This is a genomic window from Streptomyces sp. WELS2 (assembly GCF_013870595.1).
Classification (GTDB): Bacteria; Actinomycetota; Actinomycetes; order Streptomycetales; family Streptomycetaceae; genus Streptomyces.
Map to the genome: position 1 here is coordinate 1 of NZ_JACBWZ010000159.1, position 10439 is coordinate 10439.

A 10439-nucleotide genomic window follows, 5' to 3' on the forward strand; every position below is an offset into this window, starting at 1 on the left:
GGTCCGCGTCGGAGGACGCCCGCCCGCCGAGCGCTCAGCCCCGCAGGCACCCGGCCTCACGCCCCGCAGTCGGCTTCCGACCTGGGCGCGCCCATTCCATCCCTGGCTGCGCCCACCTGGTCACCGCATCCCCCGCCCACCGCATCCCCGCGCCGCATCCCCAGCGCACCGCGTCACGGGGCCCTATCTCCCTCCGCACCCCGCCCCCACCTCTCCCTGCCTTCCTCCTCCCTCCCTGAGCCCCCCGACCCTCCCCAACCCGGGCTCTCCCACCCCTCCGATCCCTCCGACCCGGAGCCTTTCTCCACCCGTGGGTGGAGGCGGACCGCTCAGGGGTTCCACCCGTGATCCACCCCGGGACCGATCAGCCGACCTGCGGATTTCCGTAGCTTTGAAGACGTCGGGAGCGCTCGCTCCGGCCCCCCTTCTCGCTCACGGAGGCTCAGATGTCCGGGCTCGTCAACGCGCTGGCGATCGTGGCCGTCATCGCCGTGGTGATCGCCAGGCAGTTCCGTGCCCGCGCGATCGACACGGACCGGCGCTGGTGGCTCCTGCCCGTGGTCCTCGCCGTCGTCGCGCTGCGCGAACCCGGCGTGCTCGACGCCCACCACCGCGTGGAATCCGCCGCCCTGCTCACGGCCGAACTCGTCATCGGCCTGGCCACCGGCGCCGGCTGGGCCTGGACCACCCGGCTCTGGACGGCTTCCGACGGCAGGGTGTGGACCAAGGGGACCAAGGCGAGCATCGCCGTATGGACGGTGGGCATAGCCCTGCGAGCCGGTGTCTTCGCCCTCGGCTCCGCGCTCGGCCTGCATCAGGACAGCTCCGCGCTGATGCTCGGCCTCGCCGGCACGCTGCTGGTCCGCGGCGGGATCATGGCCTGGCGGGCCCAGTCCTTCGGTCCGGCGAGGCGCCCCGCCCCGGCATACGGTGGCGACAACCCGTCGGCCTGGAAGGAGCGCGTGTGACAGAGAAAGCCTGGACACGCTGGCCGTCCCGTGAAGCGCTCGGCCCCATGGGCATCAGCCGGCCCCGGCGGCTGCTCGCCTGGACGGTCCGCCTGCTGGTGCTGTCCATGCTGCTGTGGGCCGCCTTCAGCCACCGGCACGTCGGCCCGTGGGGAGCGCTCGCGGCAGGGGCGGGAGTGGCACTCGCCGCTCTTGTCTCCTGGGCCTTCTTCCGGACGACCTACGAGCACCGGCTGGTGCCGTCCCTCGCGCTCATGGGTGTGCTCCTCGGTATCGCGGCCACCGCCGAGGCGACGGGATTCAGAGGGCCGGCCCTCGTCATCTGGTGCGGCTGCGGAGTCAGCGCGCTGGAACGGCTGCCGCTCGGCGTGGCGGTCCCCGTCGCCTCGGCGTCGTTGGCCTCGTACTCCGCGTTTACCGACGACGCCTGGCTGACCACGGCCGCCACCGTGGCCGGCCTGGCCCTCGCCGGGTATGTGCTGCGGCTGGACGCGGAAGCCCGGGGCAACGCGCAGCGGCTGCTCGCCCAGGAGCGTGCCGCCCGCGAGGCCGAGGCCGAGTCCGCGGCCCTCGCCGAGCGGGCCCGTATCGCACGGGAGATCCACGACGTGCTCGCCCACAGCCTCTCGGCGCAGCTCGTGCACTTGGAGGCGGCCCGGTTGCTGATCGAGAACGGCGCGGACCGGGAACGCATCCTGGAGCGCGTGGTGGCCGCCCGGGGGATGGCCCGGGACGGACTGGCCGAGACGCGGCAGGCGTTGTCCGCACTGCGCGGCGAGCTGACCCCGCTGGAGGACTTCCTGACCGAACTCGCCCGTACGGCCGACGGCGCCGAGGTCACCGTCACAGGTGAACGCAGACCCCTCTCGGCCGAGGCGTCCCAGGCCGTGCGGCGGGTGGCACAGGAAGCGCTGACGAACGTCCGCAAGCACGCCCATGGCGCCAGAGTGGATGTCCGGCTCGACTACAGCGAGCACGAAGTCACGCTGAACGTCCGGGATTCGGGCGGGCGGCCGAGCGAACTCGACGGAACCGGAGGCGGGTACGGTCTGCTGGGCATGCGTGAGCGCGCCGAACTGCTCGGTGGTTCGCTGGACGCGGGGCCGGATGAAGAAGGGTTCGTGGTGACGCTGAAGGTGCCGGTATGACAGGGACGGAGGGGCAGGAGAAGATCGCGCGGGTGGTCGTGGCGGACGATCAGACCGTGGTCCGTGAGGGCATCGTGATGCTGCTGGGGCTGCTTCCCGGTGTGGAGGTCGTGGGGGCCGCGGGTGACGGCGAGGAGGCCGTGCGGCTGGTCGGCGAACTCGCGCCGGACGTCGTCCTGATGGATCTGAGGATGCCGCGCTGCGACGGCGTGGAGGCGACCCGGCGGATCCGGGCGCGGTACCCCGGGACCCAGGTCGTGGTGCTCACCACCTTCTCGGACGACGAGTCGCTGTTTCCCGCGCTGCGGGCCGGTGCCCGGGGGTATCTGACCAAGGACGCGGGCGGTGACGAGATCGTGCGGGCCGTGCACAGTGTGCTGTCGGGTGACGCGGGGCTGTCGCCGAGCGTCCAGAGACGGCTGCTGGAGCGGCTGTCACAACCGGAGCCCGAGCCCGTGGCAACGGCCGGCCAGGCGCCCGACGGGCTGACCACGCGGGAGGTCGAGGTCCTGGTGCTGATCGCCGAGGGGCTCAGCAATCAGCAGATCGCCCGCAGACTGCATGTGTCGACCGCGACGGTGAAGACCCACATCAACAACCTCTTCGCCAAGGCGGGCCTCAAGGACCGGGCGCAGGCCGTGCGGTACGCCTACAGCAAGGGGCTGGCGAAGCCGCCCGCCCGGTGACCGGTTCCTCGCCGGCCCCTCCCACTCCTCCGCAGCACGTCCTCACCTGGGCGTAAGCCCCGCACGCGAGGCTGCCGGGGCTGGACGGTCCGGACGCGGAGGGCTACGGCGTCACCCAGGCGTACCGGTGTTCCGGGCGGCCGGTGGTGCCGTACCTGAGGGAGAGGCGGAGGCGGCCGGCCTGTTCCAGGTGGCGCAGGTAGCGCTGGGCGGTGGAGCGGCTCAGGCCTGTGCGGACGGCCACCTCGTGGGCCGAGAGGGGGCGGCCGGCGCGGTGCAGGACGCCGCAGATGAGGTCGGTGGTGGGCGCGGAGTGGCCGGTCGGCGGGTTGGATGCGGTGGGGGAGGGGGCGGTGCGCAGGGCGCCGTAGATCCGGTCGACCTGTTCCTGCCCCGTCAGGCCCCGGCCGCCCACCCGGTCGACCGTGCGGCGCAGGGCCGCGTAGGAGTCCAGTCGGGTGCGCAGCGCGGCGAAGGTGAAGGGCTTGACCAGGTAGTGCAGGGCACCCAGGCGCATCGCCTGCTGCACGGTCGTCACATCGCCGGCTGCGGTGATCATGATGACGTCGGTGCCGTGGCCCTGCTCGCGCAGCCGGTGGACGAGTTCCAGGCCGGTGCCGTCCGGCAGGTAGAGGTCGAGCAGGACCAGGTCGATGGTGCCGTGTTCGACCGCGGTCAGGGCCTGGGCGGCGGTGTGCGCGCGGGCGGTCACCCGGAACCCGGGAACCTTTCCCACGTACGCGGCGTTGATCTCGGCGACACGGAAGTCGTCGTCCACCACCAGGACGTCAATCATCAGGCCTCTCCCTCAAGGCCGGCGAGCGTGGAGCCCGTCTTTCGGCTCCGCAGTTGTAGCGCGAGCAAAACGAGCACAACAGGCTCTTGCGAGCAAAAGAACGGCTTGCGCGCACAAGGCTCCTGCTGCGGGCGAGGCGCCTCTACCGTCCCGGCCCATGAGCGCACACACCAGCCCCGCCATCGAGCTGCGGGGCGTGAGCAAGACGTTCAGAACCCCGTCCGGGGGGCTGCATCAGGCCCTGCGCGGTCTGGATCTCACCGTCGGGCAGGGCGAGTTCGTGGCCGTCGTGGGTCCGACCGGGTGCGGTAAGTCCACCACGCTCACCCTGATCAGCGGGCTGGAAAGGCCCACCGAGGGCGAGGTGCTGGTCGCCGGCGCACCGGTCGACGGCGTCGGCGGAAAGGTCGGCTTCGTCTTCCAGCAGGACGCCACCTTCCCCTGGCGCACCGTCCTGTCGAACGTCATGGCGGGCCCGCGCTTCCGGGGCGTGCCCAAGGCGGAGGCCAGGGAGAAGGCCCGGGAGTGGCTGGGGCGCGTCGGACTCGCCGCCTTCGAGGACCGTTACCCGCACCAGCTCTCCGGCGGCCAGCGCAAGCGCGTCGCCTTGGCGGCCACGTTCGTCAACGACCCCGGGATCCTCCTGATGGACGAGCCGTTCTCGGCACTCGACGTGCAGACCCGGGCACTGATGTCGGACGAGCTGCTGGAGCTGTGGGAGGGGACCGGTGCTTCCGTCGTCTTCGTCACCCACGATCTGGAGGAGTCCATCGCGCTGGCCGACAAGGTCGTCGTGATGACCGCCGGACCCGCGACCGTGAAGCAGGTCTTCGACATCGATCTGCCGCGCCCGCGGAGGGTGGAGTCGGTGCGTCTGGAACCGCGGTTCATCGAGATCTACCGCGAGATCTGGGAGTCCCTCGGAGAAGAGGTCCGCATCACCCGCGAGAGGGGTGCGGCCCATGTCGCCTGAGGTCGTCGGCACCCCGGTGCCCGGCACCGCCGGAGCACCCGGTCGCGTGCGGACCCGTGCTCGGGCCGGGCGCCGGCGGGCCTTCCTCGTCGGTGCCGTGCGTCTGGTGCTCCTGGCGGCCGTGCTCGGACTGTGGGAGGTGCTGTCGCGCGCCAGGGTCATCGACCCGTTCAACTTCTCGATGCCCTCGAAGATCTGGGACCAGATCGACACCTGGGTGACCCACGGGACCGTGCTCGGCTCCCTCGGTGAGCAGATCTGGTACACGCTGTACGAGGCGCTGCTCGGCTGGGTGGCCGGCGTGGTCGCCGGTGTACTGCTCGGTATCGCTCTCGGGCGGATCAGATTGCTCGCCGAGATTCTTGGTCCCTACATCAAGGTGCTCAACTCGATTCCCCGGATCGTCCTGGCGCCCATCTTCCTGATCTGGTTCGGCCTCGGTCCGTCCTCCAAGGTGGCCTCCGCCGTGGTGCTCGTCTTCTTCCCGGTGTTCTTCAACGCCTTCCAGGGCGCCCGCGAAGTGGACCGCAACCTGGTGGCCAACGCCCGGATCCTGGGCGCGAGCGACCGCAGGGTGACGCTCCAGGTGGTCGTCCCCTCGGCCACCTCCTGGATCTTCACCAGCCTCCACGTCAGCTTCGGCTTCGCGCTCATCGGCGCCATCGTCGGCGAGTACATCGGCGCGACCAAGGGCATCGGCCTGCTCGTCGCGCAGTCGCAGAACACCTTCAACGCGGCCGGTGTGTACGCCGCGATGGTCATCCTCGCCGTCGTCGCCCTCCTCGCCGAGGGACTGCTGACCTTCGCCGAGCGCCGGGTCTTCCGCTGGAAGCCGGCCCGCTCCGAGAACTGAACCGGCCCGTCACCCTCCTGCGCCGGCCCGTCACCCTCCCGTGCCGCCCCCTGAACAAGGACGTGAACCGCATGCGCGAAACCGCCCGGTACGCCTGCCTGGCCGCCGCCGGACTGCTGGCCCTCGCCTCGCTCACCGCCTGCGCCGACGACGCGAGTTCCACCGCCGGCGGCGGTGGGGGTGGCGGCGAGACCGTCAAGATCATGGTCGGTGGCCTGGACAAGGTCATCTATCTGCCCGCGATGCTCACCCAGCGCCTCGGCTACTTCCGGGCCGAGGGGCTGGACGTCCAGATGCTCAGCGAGCCCGCCGGGGTCCAGGCCGAGACCGCGCTCGTGTCCGGCCAGGTGCAGGGGGCGGTCGGGTTCTACGACCACACCCTCGACCTTCAGGTGAAGGGCAAGCCGGTGGAGTCCGTGGTGCAGTTCTCGCACGCGCCCGGCGAGGTCGAGATCGTCTCCGCCGAGGCGGCCGGGGACCTCACCTCGCCCGCGGACTTCAAGGGCCGCAAGCTGGGCGTGACCGGGCTGGGCTCCTCGACCGACTTCCTCACCAAGTACCTCGCGGTCGAGCACGGGGTGGGGATCAGCGAGTTCACACCCGTCGCGGTGGGGGCCGGGCCGACCTTCATCGCGGCGCTCCAGAAGGGGGCGATCGACGGCGGCATGACCACCGACCCGACCGCCACCACGGTCCTGGACAAGAAGGCCGGGAAGATCCTCGTCGACATGCGCACCCCCGAGGGCTCGCGGGCGGCGCTCGGCGGACCGTACCCGTCGTCGAGTCTGTACATGCGAACGGACTGGGTGAACGGGCACAAGGAGACCGTCCAGAAGTTGGTCAACGCATTCGTCAAGACGCTCAAGTGGATGTCCACCCACAGTGCCGACGAGATCGCCGCGAAGATGCCCGCCGACTACTCCCAGGGCAACGAGTCCCTGTACACCCAGGCCATCAAGAACACCCTTCCCATGTTCACCGACGACGGCGTGATGCCCCGGGGCGGCCCCGAGACCGTGGAGAGGGTGCTCAAGGCGTTCAACCCCAACATCAAGAACGCCGAGATCGACTTGAGCAGGACGTACACGACCGAGTTCGTCAACGCGGTCAAGTGACCGTCGCCCGCCTCGCGCTCAGGCGTGGGTCGCCCACACATAGCGGTGTTCCGGGCGGCCCGCGTCGCCGTACTTGAGGGTCAGCCGGGCCCGGCCGGTGCGCTCCAGGAGCTTCAGATACCGCTGGGCGGTCTGCCGGCTCACCCCCGTCCGCTCGGCGATCTCCTGGGCGGACAGCGGGCGTTCGGCGCTCAGCAGCGCCTGGCGCACCAGCTCGGCCGTCGTGGGGGAGTGCCCCTTGGGCAACTCCGGTTCCGACGGGGCGGACAGCGCGCCGAAGATCCGGTCCACCTCCGCCTGCTCCGCCTCGCCGCCGCCGTCCAGGGTGCGCCGCAGCTCGGCGTACGCCTCCAGTTTGGCCCGCAGCCCCGCGAAGGCGAATGGTTTCACCAGGTACTGCAGCGCCCCTTGCCGCATGGCCGCCTGCACGGTCGACACGTCCCGCGCCGCCGTCACCATGATCACGTCGGCCTGGTGGCCGCGCCGGCGCATCTCCCGGACCACCGCGAGACCGGTGTCGTCGGGCAGGTAGTGATCCATCAGGACGAGATCGAGCCGTGGCAGGCTCTCCACCTGACGCAGCGCCTCGGCCGCGCTGTGCGCCTCGGCGGCCACGTGGAAACCGGGCACCTTCCCGACATAGGCGGCGTTGACGCGGGCCACACGGGTGTCGTCGTCCACGACCAGGACCTCGATCATCACGCCTCCTCCTCGGCGACGGTGACGGAGCCGGCGGACTCCTCGGATCCGGCGGGCACCAGTTCGCGCTCGGCCAGCGCCTCCGGCAGCACCACGGTGAACTCCGCGCCGCCGCCGGCCGCCGGGCCCACGGTCGCGCTTCCGCCCTGCCGCTCGGCGAGCCGCCGGACCAGGGAGAGCCCGATGCCCCGTTTGCCGTGCGCGGGCGGCTTCTTGGTGGACCAGCCCTCGGTGAAGATCAGCTCGCGCTGGTCCTCGGGCACCCCGGGTCCCGTGTCGCGTACTCCGAGGACGACCGTACGGCCCTCGGCGCGCAGTTCGACCTCCACGCGCGCGTGCGGGGTGGCCGCGACGGCGTCGAGGGCGTTGTCCACGAGGTTGCCCACCACCGTGACCAGTCCGCGCGGATCGATCAGCCGGTCCGGGAGCCGGGTGCGCTCCGACACCCACAGGGCGACCCCACGCTCGGCCGCCACGGTCGCCTTGCCCACCAGGAGCGCGGCCAGCAGCGGGTCCTGGATCCGCTCCGTGACCTGCTCGGCGGTGGCCCGGTGGTCCCCGACCACCTCGCCGACGAACTCCACGGCGTCGTCGTACATCTCCAGCTCCAGCAGCCCCAGCAGGGTGTGCATGCGGTTGGCGTGTTCGTGGTCCTGGGCGCGCAGCGCGTCGATCAACCCGCGCGTGGAGTCGAGTTCGCGCCCCAGCTGCTCCAGCTCGGTGCGGTCGCGCAGGGTGGCCACGGCACCGCCGTCCCCGGTGGGCATGCGGTTGGCGACCAGGACGCGCTGGCCGCACACGGTGAGCAGGTCGGTGCCGGTCACCCGGCCGGCCAGCACATCCGTCGTACGGCCCGCGCCGAGCGCCTCGTCCGGGGTCCGGCCGACGGCCTCGTCGCCGATCCCCAGCAGCCGTCGTGCCTCGTCGTTGAGCAGGCGGATACGGCCGCCCCGGTCGAGCGCCACCACCCCCTCCCGGATCCCGTGCAGCATCGCCTCGCGCTCCGCGAGCAGCGCCGAGATGTCGGAGAAGGCCAGGTCCCGGGTCTGCCGCTGGACCCGCCGGGAGATCAGCCAGGCGGCCAGCGCGCCCACCGCCAGGGCACCGCCGGCGTACGCGAAGAGTCCCGGGATGGCGCTGATCAGCCGCGCCCGCACACTGTCGTAGGCGATGCCGACCGAGACGGCGCCGACGACGTGGTGGCCGGCGTCGTACAGCGGCACCTTGCCGCGCGCCGAGCGGCCCAGGGTGCCCTGGTCGATCTCCATGACCTCCTTGCCGGCCAGGGCGTCGGACGGGTCGGTGGAGACGCGCCGGCCGATCTCCGCGGGCGTGGGATGCGACCAGCGCACCCAGTCGCGGTCCAGCACCACGATGTACTCGGCGTGCGTGGCCCGCCGGATCCGCTCGGCCTCCCGCTGCACGGGGCCGTTCCGGCTCGGGGCGGTGGTCCGGACGCCCTCGGCGATCTGCGGGTCCTGCGCGGTGGTCTCGGCGATGGCCAGCGCCCGCCGCATCGCCTCCTGGTCCAGCTGTTTGCTCAGCGGTGCCAGGAAGAGCCCGGTCGCGAGCACCGCGACCCCCGCCGCGATCGCCACCTGCATCAGCAGCACCTGGGAGAACATCCGCCGGGGCAGACCGAGGCGCAGACGGCGTACGGGGGAAGTGGAGCGCATACCCACGACGGTACGTGGGGCGGCCGGAAGCCCCCAGCGGGTGTGGTGTGGATCTCTTGATCAGGCGTTGATCAATGTTGACGGGACCTGCGCCGGGTCAGCTCGCCAGCGCCGTCGGCCGCAGCTCGCGCACCTCGACCACGTCCATCCGAGCGGGCGTGCCGAGCACCTCCGCGCCGCAGCTCTCCGGGCGGGGCGGCAGCGACGCCCCCTGTGCCACGGTGACCCGCCACCGGCGGCCGTCGGCGTGGGTCACGGTGACCTCCCGGCGCGGAGCGGTGCCCTCGGTCCGTACGACGCTCAGCACCCCCGCCCGGTACTCGTCCGCGGCCGTCCGTACGGCCAGCTCCGCCGCCTGGCCGGGCCGCTCCCACGCGGAACACCCCCGGCACCCCTCGACCAGCACGCGCCCCTCCCGGACACCGTGCAGCGCCTCCTTCACGGTGTGGGCCCCCGCGCGGCCGTAGGCGTAGCCGTACGGCAGGACGAGCACCGTGGGCGCGAACCGATGTCCACCCAGATGGGTGACCTCCCAGACACCGCGCACCCCCGACGCGACCAGCTCCGCGGCGAGGGGACGGCCCAGGAGGGCGCAGCAGCGGTCACGCTTGCCGTTGGTGCACACGAGCGCCAGCGGGTCACCGCGGTGGGGCCGCCCGCCGAGCACCGTGCCGAAGGACCGGGGATCACCCGCACCGAGCGCGGCGAAGTCCAGGCCGAGCAGGTTTCGCGGCTCGACGGTGGTGGCGCCGTGCAGCCACACCCGCCCGGGAACGGTGTGCGCGGCGTACACCTGCCGCACCGGGGGCGGGCCGGGGTCGGCGTGGCGCCCGGGGCGGCGGATCAGCGCGATCCGCACGCCGGTTCCGTCGGCGGCGGCCTCCAGCGCACGGCCCAGCGCGGGGTCGAGGTGGCTGGAGGTGAGGGCCTTGGCACCCCACGGGCCCGGCTGTTCCAGCAGCAGCCACGTCGTCGCCGTGGCAGCCGTACCGGACACCGGCTCGTCGAGCACCCGGGAGACGGTCGCACACCTACTCACAGAGGTGAGCCTAACCTGACTTCCCCGTGCCGACTTGTGGGCCCGCCGTGCCCTACTCCGGGAGGGGGCGGGGCGGGCGCGGGCCGACGTAGTGGCCGCTGGGGCGCATGCGCAGCGGGCGCTCGCCGTACTCCTCCAGGGCGTGCGCGATCCAGCCCGCGGTCCGCGCGACGGCGAAGATCGTCTCGCTGGCCGTGGCCGGCATGCCGCAGGACACCGTGAACACCGCGAGGGCCAGGTCGACGTTGGCGTGCAGCGGGGTGTGCCGGGCGGTGGTCGCGACGATGTCACGGGCCGCGAGCAGCGCGGACTCCGCGCGCGGGATCCGCTCCAGCAGCTCGAACAGCACCCGCGCGCGAGGGTCCTCGCCGGTGTACAGCCGGTGGCCGAGCCCGGGGACGCGGCGGCCCGCGCGCAGCTCCTCGGCGATCACCGGGACCGCCGTGCCCTGGTCGAGCACGTCCAGCAGCATCCGGTGGGCCAGTC

11 protein-coding genes are annotated in these 10439 nt (G+C 72.2%); 6 read left to right on the top strand and 5 right to left on the bottom strand.

From position 1 onward, the window contains the following. Positions 1 to 446 precede the first annotated feature (446 nt). From H5J33_RS12655 to H5J33_RS12665, 3 genes are read left to right on the top strand one after another with little or no spacing between them, the layout of a single operon-like run. Positions 447 to 968, top strand: a complete 522-nt coding sequence (locus H5J33_RS12655; protein ID WP_181795003.1) for a CcdC protein domain-containing protein — start codon at positions 447 to 449, stop codon at positions 966 to 968. Further along, positions 965 to 2116 (top strand): histidine kinase, encoded by a 1152-nt coding sequence (locus H5J33_RS12660; protein WP_181795004.1) that lies wholly within the window; start codon positions 965 to 967, stop codon positions 2114 to 2116. The genes H5J33_RS12655 and H5J33_RS12660 overlap by 4 nt, the downstream gene beginning before the upstream one ends. Further along, positions 2113 to 2802, top strand: coding sequence for a response regulator transcription factor (locus tag H5J33_RS12665; protein ID WP_181795005.1), 690 nt, complete (start codon positions 2113 to 2115; stop codon positions 2800 to 2802). The genes H5J33_RS12660 and H5J33_RS12665 overlap by 4 nt, the downstream gene beginning before the upstream one ends. A gap of 103 nt (positions 2803 to 2905) precedes the next feature. Here H5J33_RS12665 and H5J33_RS12670 read toward each other — a convergent pair whose 3' ends face one another. After that, the gene (locus H5J33_RS12670) at positions 2906 to 3598 is read right to left on the bottom strand and encodes a response regulator (RefSeq protein ID WP_181795006.1); all 693 of its coding nucleotides are present in this window, start codon (positions 3596 to 3598) and stop codon (positions 2906 to 2908) included. Between the two features lie 157 nt (positions 3599 to 3755). Between H5J33_RS12670 and H5J33_RS12675 the strand changes: the two genes are divergently transcribed. From H5J33_RS12675 to H5J33_RS12685, 3 genes are all read left to right on the top strand, one after another. Further along, positions 3756 to 4571, top strand: coding sequence for an ABC transporter ATP-binding protein (locus H5J33_RS12675; protein ID WP_181795007.1), 816 nt, complete (start codon positions 3756 to 3758; stop codon positions 4569 to 4571). Next, positions 4561 to 5424 carry an ABC transporter permease gene (locus H5J33_RS12680; protein ID WP_181795008.1) on the top strand — a complete coding sequence of 288 codons (864 nt, stop codon included), beginning with the start codon at positions 4561 to 4563 and terminating at the stop codon, positions 5422 to 5424. The genes H5J33_RS12675 and H5J33_RS12680 overlap by 11 nt, the downstream gene beginning before the upstream one ends. A gap of 71 nt (positions 5425 to 5495) precedes the next feature. Beyond that, positions 5496 to 6539 (top strand): ABC transporter substrate-binding protein, encoded by a 1044-nt coding sequence (locus tag H5J33_RS12685; RefSeq protein WP_181795009.1) that lies wholly within the window; start codon positions 5496 to 5498, stop codon positions 6537 to 6539. Positions 6540 to 6557: 18 nt separating this feature from the next. Here the strand turns inward: H5J33_RS12685 and H5J33_RS12690 are convergent, their stop codons facing one another. The 4 genes from H5J33_RS12690 to H5J33_RS12705 all read right to left on the bottom strand — a co-directional run. Then, positions 6558 to 7238, bottom strand: a complete 681-nt coding sequence (locus H5J33_RS12690) for a response regulator (protein WP_181795010.1) — start codon at positions 7236 to 7238, stop codon at positions 6558 to 6560. After that, on the bottom strand, positions 7238 to 8914 hold the full coding sequence (locus H5J33_RS12695; protein ID WP_181795011.1) for a sensor histidine kinase: 1677 nt from the start codon (positions 8912 to 8914) through the stop codon (positions 7238 to 7240). The genes H5J33_RS12690 and H5J33_RS12695 overlap by 1 nt, the downstream gene beginning before the upstream one ends. A 97-nt stretch (positions 8915 to 9011) precedes the next feature. After that, positions 9012 to 9953, bottom strand: a complete 942-nt coding sequence (locus H5J33_RS12700; RefSeq protein ID WP_181795012.1) for a sucrase ferredoxin — start codon at positions 9951 to 9953, stop codon at positions 9012 to 9014. Between the two features lie 52 nt (positions 9954 to 10005). Then, the coding region (locus tag H5J33_RS12705; RefSeq protein WP_309485390.1) for a citrate/2-methylcitrate synthase at positions 10006 to 10439 on the bottom strand (434 nt) is incomplete at its 5' end.

Excerpts from the sequence above, each read along its gene's own strand:
- H5J33_RS12655 (WP_181795003.1), top strand. The coding sequence starts at position 447 with ATGTCCGGGCTCGTCAACGCGCTGGCGATCGTGGCCGTCATCGCCGTG.
- H5J33_RS12680 (WP_181795008.1), top strand. The coding sequence starts at position 4,561 with ATGTCGCCTGAGGTCGTCGGCACCCCGGTGCCCGGCACCGCCGGAGCA.
- H5J33_RS12665 (WP_181795005.1), top strand. The coding sequence starts at position 2,113 with ATGACAGGGACGGAGGGGCAGGAGAAGATCGCGCGGGTGGTCGTGGCG.
- H5J33_RS12675 (WP_181795007.1), top strand. The coding sequence starts at position 3,756 with ATGAGCGCACACACCAGCCCCGCCATCGAGCTGCGGGGCGTGAGCAAG.
- H5J33_RS12690 (WP_181795010.1), bottom strand. The coding sequence starts at position 7,238 with ATGATCGAGGTCCTGGTCGTGGACGACGACACCCGTGTGGCCCGCGTC.
- H5J33_RS12685 (WP_181795009.1), top strand. The coding sequence starts at position 5,496 with ATGCGCGAAACCGCCCGGTACGCCTGCCTGGCCGCCGCCGGACTGCTG.
- H5J33_RS12670 (WP_181795006.1), bottom strand. The coding sequence starts at position 3,598 with ATGATTGACGTCCTGGTGGTGGACGACGACTTCCGTGTCGCCGAGATC.
- H5J33_RS12695 (WP_181795011.1), bottom strand. The coding sequence starts at position 8,914 with ATGCGCTCCACTTCCCCCGTACGCCGTCTGCGCCTCGGTCTGCCCCGG.